Annotated in this window: 14 protein-coding genes and 1 pseudogene; 11 read left to right on the top strand and 4 right to left on the bottom strand. The window is 34.9% G+C overall.

All coding sequences use genetic code 11. From position 1 onward, the window contains the following. Positions 1 to 422: 422 nt before the first annotated feature. Entirely contained in the window at positions 423 to 1,715 is a 1,293-nt protein-coding gene (locus NSQ69_RS12840) for a hypothetical protein (RefSeq protein WP_002127575.1), read from the top strand. A 57-nt stretch (positions 1,716 to 1,772) separates the two neighbouring features. On the opposite strand, the gene NSQ69_RS12845 is transcribed toward NSQ69_RS12840, so the two are convergent. Together NSQ69_RS12845 and NSQ69_RS12850 are read right to left on the bottom strand one after the other, a co-directional pair. Next, positions 1,773 to 3,245: a sensor histidine kinase gene (locus tag NSQ69_RS12845; RefSeq protein WP_002168308.1), complete on the bottom strand. Its 1,473-nt coding sequence runs from the start codon at positions 3,243 to 3,245 to the stop codon at positions 1,773 to 1,775. Next, complete coding sequence (locus NSQ69_RS12850) at positions 3,238 to 3,903, bottom strand: response regulator transcription factor (protein WP_341099327.1); 666 nt, start codon at positions 3,901 to 3,903, stop codon at positions 3,238 to 3,240. Before NSQ69_RS12850 ends, NSQ69_RS12845 begins: the two co-directional genes overlap by 8 nt. A 216-nt stretch (positions 3,904 to 4,119) precedes the next feature. Between NSQ69_RS12850 and NSQ69_RS27745 the strand changes: the two genes are divergently transcribed. From NSQ69_RS27745 to NSQ69_RS12870, 4 genes are all read left to right on the top strand, one after another. Then, complete coding sequence (locus NSQ69_RS27745) at positions 4,120 to 4,254, top strand: hypothetical protein (protein WP_372362209.1); 135 nt, start codon at positions 4,120 to 4,122, stop codon at positions 4,252 to 4,254. A gap of 212 nt (positions 4,255 to 4,466) precedes the next feature. Beyond that, positions 4,467 to 5,144: an HAD family hydrolase gene (locus tag NSQ69_RS12860; protein ID WP_002127577.1), complete on the top strand. Its 678-nt coding sequence runs from the start codon at positions 4,467 to 4,469 to the stop codon at positions 5,142 to 5,144. 171 nt (positions 5,145 to 5,315) lie between these two features. Beyond that, positions 5,316 to 5,684, top strand: a complete 369-nt coding sequence (locus NSQ69_RS12865; protein ID WP_002127579.1) for a DUF4180 domain-containing protein — start codon at positions 5,316 to 5,318, stop codon at positions 5,682 to 5,684. A gap of 190 nt (positions 5,685 to 5,874) precedes the next feature. Further along, the gene (locus NSQ69_RS12870) at positions 5,875 to 6,642 is read left to right on the top strand and encodes an arylamine N-acetyltransferase family protein (RefSeq protein WP_003189638.1); all 768 of its coding nucleotides are present in this window, start codon (positions 5,875 to 5,877) and stop codon (positions 6,640 to 6,642) included. Positions 6,643 to 6,661: 19 nt separating this feature from the next. Here NSQ69_RS12870 and NSQ69_RS12875 read toward each other — a convergent pair whose 3' ends face one another. Next, positions 6,662 to 6,844, bottom strand: a complete 183-nt coding sequence (locus NSQ69_RS12875) for a hypothetical protein (protein ID WP_002013279.1) — start codon at positions 6,842 to 6,844, stop codon at positions 6,662 to 6,664. A 143-nt stretch (positions 6,845 to 6,987) separates the two neighbouring features. On the opposite strand from NSQ69_RS12875, the gene NSQ69_RS12880 reads away from it, so the two are divergent. Both NSQ69_RS12880 and NSQ69_RS12885 read left to right on the top strand, forming a co-directional pair. After that, positions 6,988 to 7,641: a YdeI/OmpD-associated family protein gene (locus tag NSQ69_RS12880; protein WP_002085348.1), complete on the top strand. Its 654-nt coding sequence runs from the start codon at positions 6,988 to 6,990 to the stop codon at positions 7,639 to 7,641. A gap of 126 nt (positions 7,642 to 7,767) precedes the next feature. After that, positions 7,768 to 8,883 (top strand): NAD(P)/FAD-dependent oxidoreductase, encoded by a 1,116-nt coding sequence (locus NSQ69_RS12885; protein WP_002168304.1) that lies wholly within the window; start codon positions 7,768 to 7,770, stop codon positions 8,881 to 8,883. Between the two features lie 318 nt (positions 8,884 to 9,201). On the opposite strand, the gene pssA is transcribed toward NSQ69_RS12885, so the two are convergent. Further along, on the bottom strand, positions 9,202 to 9,693 hold the full coding sequence (pssA, locus tag NSQ69_RS12890) for a CDP-diacylglycerol--serine O-phosphatidyltransferase (RefSeq protein ID WP_002085344.1): 492 nt from the start codon (positions 9,691 to 9,693) through the stop codon (positions 9,202 to 9,204). 534 nt (positions 9,694 to 10,227) lie between these two features. On the opposite strand from pssA, the pseudogene NSQ69_RS12895 reads away from it, so the two are divergent. From NSQ69_RS12895 to NSQ69_RS12910, 4 genes and pseudogenes are all read left to right on the top strand, one after another. After that, positions 10,228 to 10,332 (top strand): annotated as a pseudogene (locus tag NSQ69_RS12895) (IS6 family transposase); the annotation flags it as partial. A gap of 162 nt (positions 10,333 to 10,494) precedes the next feature. Next, on the top strand, positions 10,495 to 12,741 hold the full coding sequence (locus tag NSQ69_RS12900) for an ABC transporter ATP-binding protein (RefSeq protein WP_341099330.1): 2,247 nt from the start codon (positions 10,495 to 10,497) through the stop codon (positions 12,739 to 12,741). Beyond that, positions 12,738 to 14,612, top strand: a complete 1,875-nt coding sequence (locus NSQ69_RS12905) for an ABC transporter ATP-binding protein (protein ID WP_341099332.1) — start codon at positions 12,738 to 12,740, stop codon at positions 14,610 to 14,612. The genes NSQ69_RS12900 and NSQ69_RS12905 overlap by 4 nt, the downstream gene beginning before the upstream one ends. A 379-nt stretch (positions 14,613 to 14,991) precedes the next feature. Further along, entirely contained in the window at positions 14,992 to 16,710 is a 1,719-nt protein-coding gene (locus tag NSQ69_RS12910) for an alpha-keto acid decarboxylase family protein (RefSeq protein ID WP_341099334.1), read from the top strand. The last annotated feature ends 47 nt before the right edge of the window (positions 16,711 to 16,757 follow it).

Raw genomic sequence — 16,757 nt, forward strand, 5'->3', positions numbered from 1 at the left:
TACATACCTATACAATTAACAAATGCACAGGATAGCACTCATCTTGTGTTTCTTGCATTACAAAATGAGAGAACTACCAAAAGCACCTTTTTTATACGTAATAGACAATCTAAGTAACACATTTGTTCCATTTATGATTAAGGTTTTGAATATATCCATTAATTTTATTTATAAAAATCACAAAATCCACCTTTTTTGCACGCCACTTAATTTGATGTGGATTTAGATTGAGTTTACCTCGTAATGGGAATTTCAATTGGATTGCGCATATATAACAACCTCGTTCCGGACAGAATAAGTAATAACAACTACTGATTTCATTTTAAGTGAGGTGTTATACGATACATACGACAAAGCAAAAAAGACTTGTGGTGCAAAGTATAACTACATTTAGTCTACTAATAACGACTATCTTTACACCCATGCTTATTTACATTGTTTATGGATTACAGATTTCGAAAGGCTTTGAGGGATACTGGCCATCAATCCTGTTTTATACAACTTATATGACGGGTGTGTTTATCTGGATACCTATTGTGAATAAGGCTGGGATTCACCGCTCCTTATATTGGACTGTTTCTATTCTGATAGTATCATTACTTAGTGTTACTTTCTTTGGATGGAGTTCAAGATGGCTAGAAATAAGTGCGTTATTTTCTGGTTTTGCAGTTAGTACAATTTCTACCATGACGAGTACTTTATTGTTTCTACATGTGGAAGGCGGGGGAAAGGTTTATAATAAAAATCAACAAGCGATTATTATTGGTATCGTTTTTCTTTTACTAATAATCGTATTGTTAGCGATTAGTTTTTTATCGCCGCCGCTGATAACATGCATATATGGGATTTGTTTAATCAGTATCCTTTTTGCTATAAAAAAAATGCCGAGAACAGAGTTAGCCAAAGGGCTTTTACCTATCTCCATCGTATCGGTTGTAGGAAAGTTTCTTTTTGTCTCAATGCTTATTCTTTTGATTCGAACAAGTCGTAACATAAATAATGAACAATATATTTTTTATTTTTTTCTACTTTCTATAGCGCTTATTTGTTTCATGTTTTTGAGTTTGTTGAAAGGAAAGTTCTTTCATAAACTTTCATCTTCTTTACCAATTCGCTTAAAGGCAGAATCATTTTTACTTGGATTAGGAAATGGATATTTATTTTTGATGGGTATTTTTTATAGTTTTACTTTCTATAACATGTTAACCTGTATTTTCATTGTAGTTGGACCATACCTATTAGGGATTTTGATGTCCATATTTTTAGATATCAAAGCTGCTAAGAAAGTTAATCCAATCCATTTGTTTTTAGTAAGTACTTTAATCATGATATTCGGGTTTTATTCTCCAATATTTATAGTCCTTAGCGTTACATTTGGAAGCTATGCCATTAATAGTATTTCTTCTCAAAATAATATGAAAGTATATATGGTGAATGCTACACATAGAGAGCTTTCTTTACTCATTTACACAACATGGAGAAATATGGGGAATATATTTTTACAATTTTTTATATTGATTGTGATTGTGGGAGTAGGGGTGTTTTACGATGTCGAATGGTCGCAACTTTTCCAAACAATTGTTGGGAAGGGTCAAATGCAGATTGAAGGGTTATCCGTACAACGATTGATGTTTATGTTAGCAATTTGCTGTTGGCTTGGCATGGTGGGCTTAGGTATGTGGATTGGTAAAAAAGCTAATCCCAATATTGCTTAAAAAGTAACTCGAAAAATATCAATACTAAAATTACAAAAAACAAACAAACTCGTCCTACTAAGAGGGGAGTTTGTTTGTTTTTTGTTTAGATAATGGAATGTTCATGCTAAATTGTACACTACGTTCCATATTCTTTATAGAATACTTTATATCTAACGTTTCAAGAATTTGTTTAACAATATATAGCCCCAAACCACTTCCTCCAGTATTTCGATTCCTTGATTTTTCAATTCGATAAAATGGTTTGAAAATTTGTTGTATATCCTCTTCTTTAATATTGACACCTGTATTCATAATTTGCATTTTGATTTGACCTTGTTTAGAATCCTCACTTAACTTTATATAGACTTTTTCATTATGTGGTGAATACATAACCGCATTATGGATAATATTTTTACATGCTTTTTCAAAAAGAACACGATCTGTATAAACAGAAAGATCAGAATCAATTTCTTTTATTATTTGGATGCTTTTTTGAGAAGCAAAAAATTCGAGATCTTTTGTGATTGTATCTATTAACTTCGAAAGATTAACTTCTTCTACTTTTAGTTTAAAGGTGTGTTGTTCTAATTTCGACATGCTTAAAATTTCACGAACTAATTGTTCCATACTTTCAATAATTTGATGATTTTTCTTTAAATATTGATCACGATTTTGATAAGGGCCAATATTGTATATCATCCCTTCTAAGTATCCTTTCATTACAGTAAGAGGGGTCTTTAATTCATGTGCTACAATCGCAAAAAACTCTCTGCGTTTTGTTTCTATTTCTCGTTCTTTTTCAATATCATTTTTTAATTGTTGATTTGCTTTTTTTAAATCAAACATAGCTTGTTGTAAGTTAATAGACATGTCATTCAAACTATTAGATAATTCTCCTAACTCATCTGTAGAGCGAACCTCAATTTTTTCGGAGAAATCTAAATTTGCCATCTTTTGTGCACCCTCATTAATATAAATAAGTGGTTTTGTAATAAACCTGGAATAGAAATAAGCACTCCCTACACCAATTATGAGTACAATGATACTAATATAGGGGAGAAAGCGTACTAAAACCTGTGAAGCTTCATCAATTGGTTGAAATGTAGCAAAGACTATAAGCGTTAAACTACCATCTTGGAATTGAATTGGTTTCGTAACGTTATATGAATTGCTAAGGGTACCTGCATTCTCGAACCGTGTGGCTCTAGTAACTACTGTTGTTTGCGAACCATTTTGAGTAAAAGAAAATGAAGGAGAGTATTTAATTATTCCCTCATTATTTTGAAGATAAAGCATCGCATTATTTTTTTTTGCATATTCATCAAAAAGTGGTATCGCATCTTGAAACGTAAGATCTTTAGATTTATCAATGATTTCTTTTATCCCTGTTTGAAGTTGATCTGTTTTGTATTGCTCATAAAACGTAGGGAGAAAGAAGTATAAAGTTAAATAAATCAATACTGCAAAGGATAACAAAATGAGAGAGGTAGTCATAAAGAGTTTATAAGTAATTTGCTTCATCTTCATGATTTTCACAATACTATTCATCAATTTTATAACCAATACCCTTTATTGTTTTAATATAAGGGATAGCTAACTTTTTACGTAGGTTTTTAATATGTGTATCAATTATTCGTGTTTCTCCAAAATAATCGTACCCCCAAACTTTTTCTACGATATTTTCTCTTGTGAGTACTTTTCTCTCATTTTGAAATAGTAGTTGTAGAATTTCAAACTCTTTTGTCGTTAATAAAATTTCAACGTCATTTACATATACTCTATATGCATCAACATCGATACGCACTTCTTTAAATACCAAATGATTATTTACATTTTTATCATAACTTCTTCTAAGTACAGCTTCGACTCGTCTAATCAAAACATGAAACGAAAAGGGTTTTGTTATATAATCATCGATTCCAAGATCGAACCCTTTCATTTGATCTTCCTCTTCTTCCAATGCAGTTAGCATAATAATTGGTATGTTTGACTGACTTCGAATCATCTTGGATACTTCAAATCCATTAAGATTGGGCATCATTACATCTAGAAGAATTAAATCAAAGGATTGCTTATTAAATTGTGTCATACCCTCTAATCCATCTGATGCAACTACAACTGTATACTGTTGTGTCATTAAAAATTGTTTAATTAATTCCTGAATTTCTTGATCGTCTTCTACCACGAGAATATGATAGTTTTTCATAATATCACCTCTGGTAGTCATTATAGCCTTACTATCTGGAGTTTATGTGGAGATAAATTAGGAGATTCCACAAGACGATTATTGTGTTAGCTCCACGTTCAATAAAATGAACATTAATATTTAAGTAAAACTAATGTATAATAATGTAAATCGGGTGTAATTTCTTGAATTGTATGAAAATATACTTTTACTTCTTTACCAAGAGGAGAAAAGGAAATGAATTTCAATATAAAAGAAGCTACTGTAATTCTAGAGCGTGTGCCACAAACTTTGGAGTTTTTTTATCTAGTTTATCCGGCGAATGGCTACATTGTAATGAAGAGGAAGGAACTTGAAATACATTCGAAGTAGTTGAGCATTTAATTGATTTGGAGAGAAACAACTGGATTCTAAGGCTAGAATTAATTCTCCGGGAAGGTGAAAATAAATCCTTTACTCTGTTTGATCGTTATTCTCACATAAATAACAACTCTCTTGGTAAACCAAAAGTTTAAAGGTACGAACTAGGGATTATTTATATATTGCGAGAAAGGTTGTGAAATTATTTGAGGGGTTATAAAGCGATGCTATTTGATTTAGATGATACGTTACTTGATAGGGATAAGGCAGTAGATAAACTGTTTTCCATTATTTTAGAGGAGTTTTATGGGGATGTTGAACAACATGCAGTAAAAAACGAAATGTTACAGAAATTCAAGGGATATGATAAAAAAAGCTATGGTCATAGTGATAAAGTAAAGGTTTTGGAATCGTTTTTTGATGAATTCCCACCGAAATATAGATTACCACGCAATTGCATTCAAGAATTTTGGAATAATAATTTCCCGAAATGTTTTTCTATAAACCAAAAAACTATTAATATCATAAATACTATAAAGTCACATATTAAAGTTGGAATTATAACAAATGGCTCAACTCAGAGGCAAAAAGAAAAAATAATTAACACGAATTTGAATCGTTATTTTGATACAATCATTATTTCTGAAGAAGCGGGATTTAGTAAACCTGACAAACTCATATTTGAATTAGCATTAAATAAGCTAAATGTACAATCAGAAGATGTACTATTTGTTGGAGATGACTTAGAAAAGGATATTGCTGGTTGTCAAAATGCAAATATAAAGGGCATATGGTTCAATCCTAATATGATTAAGAATAATACCGACACTAAACCATATGCCGAGATTACTTCTTTTGATAATTTATTAAGTTATTGTGGAGAGATAAATTTTCAAAAATAGTAAAAAGATAGATTACCCTTAATTTCATTGACCGTATGAGAAGTTTTAAAACAATATTTATTTACGAGGATATAAAGGATATTGGGCCAGGGGCAAATCATTTATGTGTGTTAATGAAGATCTACACAGCGTGTTTAATATATACTTTATAAATTATAGAGGAGTGAGACTATGGAAATAAAGAAAGTAGTAATTGGCGGAATAAATATTGCCGTCGTCAGAAACGATACAGTATTAATATCCGATGTTCAATCTGCATTAGATCTCATGGCAACAGTTCAATATGAAGCGGATTCAAAGCGGATTGCTATCAATAAATCATTAATAAGTGAAAGTTTCTTTGACTTAAAAACACGTCTTGCGGGTGATATTCTTCAAAAGTTTATTAATTACAGCGTGAAAATTGCTATCATCGGGGATTTTTCTATGTACACTAGTAAAAGCCTAAAAGATTTCATTTATGAATGTAATAAAGGTAAGGATATTTTTTTCTTAGCAACTGAGCAACAAGCAATTGAAAAATTAAGCTCATTGAAATAAAGATATAAAATGTAATTCGAAAGAGGCATCCGTGAAGGTGCCTCTTATTTGTATTTTTATATAAATATGTTTTTCAAATTTAAATTTTGTACCGGTACAGTAACTGCAAATGTACATTGTTACTATATCCCTTCAAATTTACAATCAGCATATATTATTTTAATTTATAACTTATTAAGGGGTGCTGAATATGACAAAGTTACAAGATCAACTTTTCACAAGATTAAACCTTGAAAAACGTACTGAAATAAAATTTGAAGAATTAAGTACAATACTCTTTGCATTTGCCCACACAATCCCGTTTGAGAATTTAAATGTAATAGCAAGTAATGCGAATACAATTTCTATGAAAAACTTACAAGAGAAAATTTTAACTAGTTCTCGAGGTGGGCTTTGTTATGAATTAAATACTCTTTTTTACTATTTTTTAAAAGATAGTGGTTATGATGTACAACTCGCACTAGGTACCGTATATAAAAATGATATAAACGCTTGGGCACTTGAAGATGGGCATATAACAATTATTTTAAATTACGAAAACGTAAGGTACTTAATTGATGTAGGTATTGCTTCATTAGTACCTCTTGTGCCAGTACCGTTTACTGGCGAACTTGTTTCTTCTAAAAACGGTTCGTATCGAGTAAGACAAAAAGATACGAGTAAAGGAAACTATGTTCTAGAAAGAATAGATGTTGATGGAGAATGGAAAGTTTGTCATGCTTTTTATAAACATATTATTGATGAGACAGTAGTAAACGATGTTCAAAGAAGAGTGATAGAAGATGAGAAATCTATTTTCAATAAAGGACCCATTGCAGTAAAATTGACGAACTTTGGCCATGTCTCATTAACGAATACTATTTTAACTGAAATTATTTATGGAGAAAAAACGAAGCGTGAAATTACAGAAAATCAATATAAAGAGCTTTTATATACTTTATTTGCTATTGAGTTGTGAATATAAAAATAGCCGGTTCTTATTCAGAATCGGCTATTTTTATTATTTTTGGTTTAAATGGTTTTCGTCTAATATGTTTCGGAAACTGCGGTATAGTTAACGTTTTTAACGTTTCCTCAGCTTCTTCATATGTATGAAAGACTGGCTCTTTTCCATTATCTCCTTGCAAAACTAGCCCTTCATCTCGGATTACATACGGCATAAAACCACTACTTATAGTAAAAAATTATGGTCTATTGAAACAGAATGATACGATTTCAAGTTTAATTTTCTTAATAGATATAATACACTAGAACAGTATAAAGAAGTATATAAAATGAATATTGGATGCAAAGGAAGATTATAATGTCAGTTATTGATAAATTGAAACTAAATAAGTATACAAATATGGTCGTAATTAACGAACCAAGTGATTATGACATTTTCACAGGTAAAGAAACCTCATTTTCAAAAGAACATGATGCTATTTTTATTTTTGTTGAAACACTTGATGAAATGGTGAAACAAACGAATTTTATTATTAGTAATGAAGAATTACTAATTGAAAAAGGTTACGTGTTTTTCGCATATCCGAAAAAAGGTAATGCTCGTTACAGTACGTTTATTCACCGTGATGAGATGTTTCCGGCATTAAACGTTGGAGATGATGGATATGTGGGGGAAAGCGAAATTAAATTTGCGCGAATGGTAAGTATGGATGATGTCTTTACAGTTGTAGGTTTAAAACGTGAAAAGAAAAAAGCGAAGAAAACACCTGCAGCGAGTCAATGTGTTGCTGATTATGCAGACCGTATTCAAGATGTTGAAGCATTATTGGCTAATCATCCAGCTGAACTTAAGTTTTATCAAAGTTTAACTCCTGGTTATCAAAAAGATTGGGCACGTAATTTATTTTCTGTGAAACAAGAAAAAACACGCGATAAACGTCTTGAGAAAATGATTGAAATCCTTTCACAAGGCTATAAAACAATTGAATTATTCCGTAAGAAGAAAAAATAATGATTAGGAACGTCACAATGATGCAACAATTAATTACGTTGAGCACATTGAAAAAAGGATTCCTTTCAGTATACTAAAGTATGTTCTTATATTTAAATAATTAGCAAAAGAGAAAAGGTGTTTGAAATGAAATCGTATATTGTAGTTGGATCTGGAATTTTAGGGGCATCTACTGCCTATCATCTTGCTAAGGCTGGTGCGAAGGTTACTATTGTAGATCGTCAAGATTTAGGTCAAGCAACTGATGCAGCAGCAGGTATTGTCTGTCCGTGGCTGTCGCAACGTCGTAATAAAGCATGGTATAAAATCGTTAAAGGCGGTGCACGTTACTATTCTTCGTTAATTCAGCAATTAGAAGAAGACGGTGAAACGGATACAGGTTACAACCGTGTAGGTGCAATTAGTTTACATACTGATGAGAAAAAACTAGATCAAATGGAAGAGCGAGCGTATAAACGCCGTGAAGATGCACCAGAGATTGGTGAAATCACTCGCTTATCAGCTGAAGAAACGAAAAAATTATTCCCAGCATTATCGGAAGAATATAGTTCTGTTCATATTAGTGGCGCTGCACGAGTAAATGGAAGATTATTACGCAACGCATTAATAAGCGCTGCGAAAAAACATGGTGCAACTTTCATAAAAGGTGATGCAGTATTAGTCCGTGAAGGGAATCATATTACGGGAGTTAAAGTAAATGACGAAACAATTGTAGCGGAAAAGGTAATGGTAACTGCAGGCGCATGGGCGAACGAAATCTTGAATCCATTAGGAATTAATTTCTTAGTTACGTTCCAAAAAGGACAAATTGTTCATTTGCAAATTGAAAATACAGCAACAGAAAATATGCCAGTTGTTATGCCGCCGAACGATCAATATATTTTAACATTTGACAATGGCCATGTCGTAATTGGTGCAACGCATGAGAATGATACTGGTTTCGATCACCGTGTAACAGCTGGTGGTTTACATGAAGTATTCCATAAAGCGTTAACAGTAGCGCCTGGTTTAGAAGATGGTACAATGCTTGAAACTAGAGTTGGCTTCAGGCCATTTACGCCAGGATTCTTACCTGTTATTGGCCCACTCCCTAATTTTGAAGGCATACTCATTGCAAACGGATTAGGTGCTTCAGGATTAACAGCAGGTCCATACTTAGGATCAGAACTTGCGAAACTTGCGTTAGGGCAACCGATTGAATTAGATTTAAATGATTATGATGTTGCTGGGGCAATGGAATAGTAATAAACAAAAAAGATTAGGAGTGATTTCCTAGTCTTTTTGTTATGTTATTTGGGCGTAACTAAGTATTTTGGGAGGTAGGAGTTCTTTTAAACAAGGGGTACCACCACATCGTTATCAAGCTAAGAAAATAGATAACCCACAAAACGAAAAATTTTTCCCCTTTATAGCAACGAAGTGCATTTTTATCGTTTGAGGTATTAGAGAAGAAAGATTGATTCGTTCAATATAGAGGCGAAATAACATCAAAATCCTCAACTTGATGGATATTAGCGAACCGTTTCACAAATGAAATTAAAGCGATAGGCGGGATCCTAATTAAAGTTTTTTAAACCTAATTGGACTTACCATTAAGAGAGCGAGGATTAATGTAATCCATGCATTGCTATATGAAAACAATCCCATACCGGCCAATGGTAATCCAGCAGCTGGAATAGGTAATCCCTTAAAATATCCAATGGTTGGTTTTACACTAAATTTAGCTAATCTTAAAGCACCCATCGTTGGGAAAAGGATAAATGCCAAAGAAGTTAAAATAGATGGTGTTGCTATCGAATGAAATAAAAGTGCAGGAGCAACTCCGAAACTAACAATATCAGCTAAGGAATCCAATTGTACACCAAACTCACTGTTCACTTTTAATTTTCTCGCAATTCTTCCATCAAGGAGATCTAAAACAGCTGAAAAGAAAATAAAAATGGAGGCTACTTCCAAATAGTCACTCATATTCATGGTAATTGAAAAAACACCGCACAATAAATTTCCAATCGTAAATAAATTGGGTACAGCTTTTACTATTTGATTGAACAAGGTTGTCCCCCCTAAGTTGATCAAACTTCACGTTTATGTAGCATTTTCTATATATTCTTCCGTTATTCTTGAAAATATATGACCACTGTATGCTAATAAATTTCGGCAAGAGAAAAGCCGATTTCCTGTACGTTATGTTGGTTTATAAACATGTTTGATCAAAGGTAAGTCTATTACTGCTGATTTACCTAATATAAAAAGCCTGTTTTTGAAAAAAAGAGTTATCAAAATAGGCTCTAAACATATTTTATAGAATCACTTTTTATAAAATATGGTTGATTATTTTCGGTACGCGTTGTTGAATATTAGCACTCGATAGTTGAAGTGCCGAGTAGTCAAGCATTTTCCTCCGATTGGTGGATAAGACCAACCGCTCCAGTTTTAAATGTATTGTTTATTATAAGTTTAAGATTGATTTTGTCCGTAATTTCTTTAATAAAGGTAGTCCACTGCCTAGGACTACTGGAAACATATTAATCCGATATTCATCAATCAATTCAGGTAGTTTACGAAATTCTGGTTTTCCGCCAGAAAAGATTAGTTAGATATATTAATTATATAGTGGAACAAGATCATCGTTTTATTAAGAAACATGTGCGTTCTATTTTTGGATTTAAGTCCTATAAAACAACATCTACACACTAAAAGATGCATCATATCTTCATATAGTCATAAAATTAATTTGTAGTCGAAAATACGTAAAGAGCTGCTAGAATGAATTACTGAGAATACGAAGAATAAAGGAGAGAAGCGGAGTAAAAACTAAAAAAATTAGACAAAGAAAATGGAGAGATGAACTAAATGTTAAAGATCATCAAACATTTAAAACCATTTATTGCTTCCATCATTGCAGTTGTATGTCTTTTAACTGTACAGGCAGTATGCGATCTATCACTGCCAGACTACATGTCTAACATTGTCAATGTAGGGATTCAACAAAAAGGTGTAGAAAATGCAGTACCTGAGGTTATTCGTAAAAGTGAAATGGATAAACTTACGCTCTTTATGAATGAAAATGAGAAGAAAAAAGTTGCTGACAACTATGTACATTTAGATAAGAACAGCCTCTCTCAAAGTGAACTAAAAAATGACTTAAAAGATTATCCGCAGCTTGATAAAGAGCCACTTTATAAGTTACATACAGAAGATAAAAAAATAATTAACGAACTTAACGATATCTTTGGGAAACCAATGTTAATTACACAAGGAATTGAAAAAGGTGGCTCATCTGCTTTCTCTCCTGCTGCGACAGGTGACAACAACACACCAGCGAAACTTCCGCCAAATACAGATCCTTTTGCAATCATTGCGAAACTTCCTCAAGATCAAATCAATGCAATGAAAGAAAAGGCAGATGAAAAGTTTAAGAATATGCCAGGCAGCATGGTAACGCAATCAGCCGTTTCATTCATTGAGAATGAGTATAAAAAGATCGGTATCAATATAGATAAGCTTCAATCCAATTTCATCCTTACTTCCGGCGGGAAAATGTTACTTTTATCCTTAGTAAGTATGGCAGCTACCGTTATCGTGAGTTTACTTGCTGCAAAAGTAGCTGCAGGACTCGGCAGAGACCTTAGAAAGAAAGTATTCCGGAAAGTTACAAACTTCTCGAATGCGGAGTTTGATAAGTTTTCCACTGCATCTCTAATCACAAGAAGTACAAATGATATCCAACAAGTTCAAACACTTATGGTTATGATGCTTCGCATTGTATTCTATGCACCAATTTTAGGTATCGGCGGCATTATTAAAGTACTTACTACAGACCTTTCAATGGGATGGATTATCGCAGTTGCGGTAATTGCGATTTTAAGCCTAGTCATTGGTTTATTTAGCATCGCGATTCCTAAGTTTAAGCGTATCCAAAAGTTAGTAGATAAAATTAACTTAATCACTCGTGAATCTTTAACCGGTATGCTAGTTATTCGTGCTTTTAATACTCAAAAACATGAAGAAAAGAAATTTGAAAAAGGAAATCAAGATTTAACAAAAACAAATTTATTTGTAAGCCGTTTAATGTCATTTATGATGCCAATGATGATGTTTATCATGAATGCTGTTACTGTACTTATTATTTGGGTTGGATCACACCAAGTGGATATGGGACATATGCAAGTTGGTGATTTGATGGCATTTATGCAATATACAATGCAAATCATCATGGCCTTCTTAATGATTTCAATGGTATCTATTATGGTTCCACGTGCTTCAGTTTCCGCACAACGTATCGCAGAAGTTTTAGATACTGACATTACCATTAGTGATGTAAAAGAGCCGAAAACATTTGCTTCAGACAAGAAAGGTTACGTTGAATTTAAAAATGTTGGCTTTAGATACCCAGGTGCAGAAGAAGATGTGCTTTCCAATATCACCTTTACTGCAAAACCTGGTGAAACGACAGCTTTCATCGGAAGTACAGGTAGTGGTAAATCAACATTAATCAACTTAATTCCACGCTTTTACGATGTCACAAGTGGCCAAATATTAATAGATGGCACGGATATTAGAGAAGTATCTCAGAAGGAATTAAGAGAGAAAATTGGTTATGTACCGCAAAAAGGAGTTCTCTTCTCAGGTACAATCGAGAGTAATTTGAAATATGGTAAAAAAGAAGCAACTGAAGAAGAACTCGAAAAAGCGGCGGAAATCGCGCAAGCTATGGAGTTTATTAACGCGAAACCTGAAAGCTTCCGCACAGAAATATCACAAGGTGGTACGAACGTTTCCGGTGGTCAAAAACAAAGACTTTCTATTGCGCGTGCTCTTACGAAAAAATCGGAAATCTTCATATTCGATGATAGTTTCTCAGCTCTTGACTTTAAGACAGACGCAGCATTGCGCAGAGCTTTAAACAATGAGATTACAGGAAGTACTATGTTACTTATTGCCCAAAGAATCAGTACAATCATGAATGCCGATAAGATTATTGTACTTGACGAAGGAAAAATAATTGGAACTGGTACTCATGAAGAGCTTATGGAAAACTGTGAAGTTTATAAGCAAATTGCTTTATCACAACTTTCAAGAGAGGAGTTGTCATCATGAGTGATAGAAAAATAGAAAATAGAAAACAAAGTGGCCCTGGTCCTGGCGGTGGCGGTCCTATGGGCGGCGGCATGAGAAAGATTGAGAAAGCAAAAAACTTCAAAGGAACGATGAATAAACTCCTTCAATACTTGAATCCCTATAAATTATCAATCTTAATCGTTATCCTTTTCGCAATCGGCAGTGCAGCCTTTACAATCGTTGGTCCAAAAATTTTAGGAAACGCGACAACAAAACTTTTCGAAGGACTCGTAAGCAAAGTATCAGGAGCACCCGGTGCGGCCATTGACTTTACCTATATCGGAAACATTGTCATTTTACTCCTTGGATTATATATACTGAGCACTGTGTTTGGTATTATCCAGGGGTACATTATTTCTGGAGTAGCTCAAAAAGTATCTTATAACTTCAGAAAAGAAATCGATGAAAAAATTAACCGTATGCCGCTGAAATACTTTGATAAAACAACGCACGGCGAAGTATTATCGAGAATTACAAATGACGTAGATACGGTGAGCCAAACTTTAAACCAAAGTATGTCGCAAATCATCACATCCGTTATTACAATCATCGGTGTACTTATCATGATGTTATCAATCAGCTGGCAAATGACATTAGTGGCGCTTTTAATATTGCCAGTATCGATGATTCTCATCATGGCAGTCGTAAAACGATCACAAAAATACTTCAAATCCCAGCAAGAATATTTAGGACACGTAAACGGTCAGGTCGAAGAAATTTATAGTGGTCACAATATCGTAAAAGCCTTCAACAAAGAAGAAGAAGAAGTGAAAAAATTCGAAAAGGTAAATGATACCCTTTACCATTCCGCATGGAAATCTCAATTTTTATCTGGAATGATGATGCCGATTATGACATTTATCGGTAATATCGGTTACGTCGCTGTATCTATTTTAGGTGGATGGCTTGCGGTAAAGAGAACCATCGCAGTTGGAGACATTTTAGCCTTTGTGCAATATGTTAGAAGCTTTACGCAACCAATCGCTCAAGTAGCACAAATCGCGAACGTACTTCAATCTACTGCAGCTGCTGCAGAAAGAGTCTTCGAATTTTTAGAAGAAGAAGAGGAAGTGCCAGAAGCAGAAAATCCAGTGAAGCTGCAAAAAGTTCAAGGACAAGTTACCTTCCAAGATGTTCAATTTGGATACAATCCAGATAAGATCATCATCAATAATTTCTCATCTAACATTAAACCTGGACAAAAGGTAGCAATCGTCGGACCAACCGGAGCTGGTAAAACAACGATTGTAAAACTGTTAATGCGTTTCTATGACATAAACAGCGGTGCAATATGTATCGACGGTCACGATATAAAAGACTTCACGCGAGAAGACCTGCGCAACATGTTTGGTATGGTACTTCAAGACACTTGGCTATTTAACGGCTCCATCATGGAAAATATACGTTACGGTAGACTCGATGCTACAGACGAAGAAGTAATTGAAGCAGCGAAAGCAGCTCACGTTCACAACTTCGTAAAAACATTACCAAATAAATATCAAATGGAACTAAACGAAGAAGCAAGCAACGTATCCCAAGGACAAAAGCAACTACTAACAATTGCACGTGCCCTTATAGCGGATCCGAAAATATTAATACTCGATGAAGCAACAAGCTCCATTGACACTCGTACAGAAGTACTGATTCAAAAAGCGATGGAAAACCTTATGGAAGGTAGAACAAGCTTCATTATCGCTCATAGATTATCAACAATACGTGATGCAGATTTAATCCTTGTCATGAAAGACGGAGATATTGTAGAACAAGGTAATCATGAAGAGTTATTGAAAGCTGATGGTTTCTATGCTTCGCTTTATAATAGTCAGTTTGAAGGTGCGGATGCTTCTTGAGTTAGGTGAAAGTCCATTTAAATAACTAAACCCACGAAGAAAATGCATTTTCTTCGTGGGTTTTTATTATTTTTAAGGTTCTGTTACAAAGTTTTTAAAAGTAAGCTAGACTTTTGCAAAACAGAGTGAGGAGCATGATAAATGGGATGTTTTAAAGGGAAACAATTTAAAAAGAACATTAGAAGATTAATTAATACATTCTTGTAATGTTTTAGTGTTTCTCCTCCTTCTCTTGTTTTATGAATATCTCCAAAGATAAGGAGCATTTCTTCCCGATTAATTGTTGCACAACGGATAACCGGTTTAATTAAAGGGAATTATCAAAAAGGGTACTATAAAATAGAACAAGCCAAAGAAATAGATAAGGAGTGAGCAAGCGATGGACAACATGATTAATACGGGCAGCTTTGGTTTACAAAGGGGACCTGATCAAAAAACGGTTGGCCAGTATTTGTTCGATTGTCTGAAACTGGAGGGCATAACCGAAATTTTTGGTGTCGCAGGGGACTATAATTTTACACTTCTTGATACTTTGGAGTGTTATAACGGCATCCGTTTTATAGAAGGACGAAATGAACTAAACTCGGGCTACGCTGCAGATGGCTATGCAAGAATCAAAGGAATATCGGCTCTTATTACGACATTTGGGGTCGGGGAGCTCAGTGCATGCAATGCGATAGCGGGAGCCAACAGCGAGCATGTGCCAATTATACACATTGTGGGTGCGCCTCCTGAGAAGGATCAAAAAGAGCATAAGCTTATGCATCACACCTTAATGGATGGGAATTTTGACGTTTTTCGCAAGGTGTATGAGCAGATTACGGCATATACCGCGGTGCTTACGCCGGAAAATGCCAAGATTGAAATTCAGACTGCGATTCGCATTGCTAAGGAAAAGAAAAAGCCGGTATACCTGGTTGTGGCTAATGATTTAGTGACCAAGCCGATTAAAGTCTGGGCAGAACCGGTACCACCACGTCCAACATCCAACCCGAATACCCTTCAGGCTGCAGTGAATCATGTCCGTCCGCTTTTGGAACGTGCCCAACGACCGGTTATCCTGGTGGATGTGAAAACGATGCGATTCGGCCTTCAGACAGCGACTCAGCAGCTAGCCGATGCAATGAATGTGCCTGTTGTAACGATGATGTACGGGAAGGGCGGATTCGACGAGAACCATCCAAATTATATCGGAATGTATTTAGGCTCTTTCGGGAGGACTGAAGTCCAAAGTACAGTGGAGAATGCAGATTGTATCATTGCGATTGGTATGGTATGGGCGGATACAAACACCGCAAGTTTTACCGCAAAGCTGAACCCACTGATAACTGTCAATATTCAACCAGATATAGTTAAAATCGCTGAGGCGGAATATCCGAATGTTCTTGCAGCCGACATGCTACTTGCTGTGCAGAAGTTGAGTTATACAGGCAGAGGTTTGACAAAAAAATTGTCATTCCCTTATGAGCAATTCACAACTATTGCCGACGGACCTCTAATGGCGGACGGCTATTATCCACGTTTTCAGCGCATGCTGAAAGAGGAGGATATTGTAATCGCCGAGACCGGAACGCTTTATTACGGAATGGGAGAGATAAGACTGCCGGGCAATGTAACATATATTGGACAAGGTGGATGGCAGTCCATCGGTTACGCAATCCCTTCGGCGTTTGGTGCTATTATGGCCGCGCCGGAACGCCGAGTATTGGTGTTTACAGGTGACGGTGCCCTGCAGCTAACGGTACAGGAAATCAGTTCTATGCTCTATTACGGCTGCAAGCCTATAATCTTTGTTTTGAACAACGATGGTTATACAATCGAGAGATATTTAAATGTCAAAACAGAGGATCAAAAGTACAACGAAATCCCTCAATGGTCTTACACCAAGCTGGCCGAAGCTTTTGGAGGTAACGCGTTTACCGTTACAGTCCGGACCTATGGAGAGCTTGATCAGGCTATAATCCATGCTGAAAAGGAAAGCGCCAAAAGACTCTGTATTATTGAAATGATCGCAGGGAATCGAATGGACGCACCTGAATATATGCGACGGATGCGTAGTTATATGGAGAAGCAGGAAAAGCAGCGCAGTCAGAACTAGTATCCAATTCCCTAGTCCCTAATTGGATACTAATTGAACAGTTCTAA

The organism is Bacillus sp. FSL R10-2201 (assembly GCF_038008665.1).
In the GTDB taxonomy this organism is placed as follows: Bacteria; Bacillota; Bacilli; order Bacillales; family Bacillaceae_G; genus Bacillus_A; species Bacillus_A mycoides.

Bases quoted from the DNA above. Each gene is read 5' to 3' on its own strand.
- NSQ69_RS12910 (WP_341099334.1), top strand. From the start codon at position 14,992: ATGGACAACATGATTAATACGGGCAGCTTTGGTTTACAAAGGGGACCT.
- NSQ69_RS12900 (WP_341099330.1), top strand. From the start codon at position 10,495: ATGTTAAAGATCATCAAACATTTAAAACCATTTATTGCTTCCATCATT.
- NSQ69_RS12845 (WP_002168308.1), bottom strand. From the start codon at position 3,245: ATGAATAGTATTGTGAAAATCATGAAGATGAAGCAAATTACTTATAAA.
- NSQ69_RS27745 (WP_372362209.1), top strand. From the start codon at position 4,120: ATGAATTTCAATATAAAAGAAGCTACTGTAATTCTAGAGCGTGTGCCA.
- NSQ69_RS12840 (WP_002127575.1), top strand. From the start codon at position 423: ATGCTTATTTACATTGTTTATGGATTACAGATTTCGAAAGGCTTTGAG.
- NSQ69_RS12865 (WP_002127579.1), top strand. From the start codon at position 5,316: ATGGAAATAAAGAAAGTAGTAATTGGCGGAATAAATATTGCCGTCGTC.
- NSQ69_RS12850 (WP_341099327.1), bottom strand. From the start codon at position 3,903: ATGAAAAACTATCATATTCTCGTGGTAGAAGACGATCAAGAAATTCAG.
- NSQ69_RS12870 (WP_003189638.1), top strand. From the start codon at position 5,875: ATGACAAAGTTACAAGATCAACTTTTCACAAGATTAAACCTTGAAAAA.
- NSQ69_RS12860 (WP_002127577.1), top strand. From the start codon at position 4,467: ATGCTATTTGATTTAGATGATACGTTACTTGATAGGGATAAGGCAGTA.
- NSQ69_RS12880 (WP_002085348.1), top strand. From the start codon at position 6,988: ATGTCAGTTATTGATAAATTGAAACTAAATAAGTATACAAATATGGTC.
- NSQ69_RS12905 (WP_341099332.1), top strand. From the start codon at position 12,738: ATGAGTGATAGAAAAATAGAAAATAGAAAACAAAGTGGCCCTGGTCCT.
- NSQ69_RS12885 (WP_002168304.1), top strand. From the start codon at position 7,768: ATGAAATCGTATATTGTAGTTGGATCTGGAATTTTAGGGGCATCTACT.
- NSQ69_RS12875 (WP_002013279.1), bottom strand. From the start codon at position 6,844: ATGCCGTATGTAATCCGAGATGAAGGGCTAGTTTTGCAAGGAGATAAT.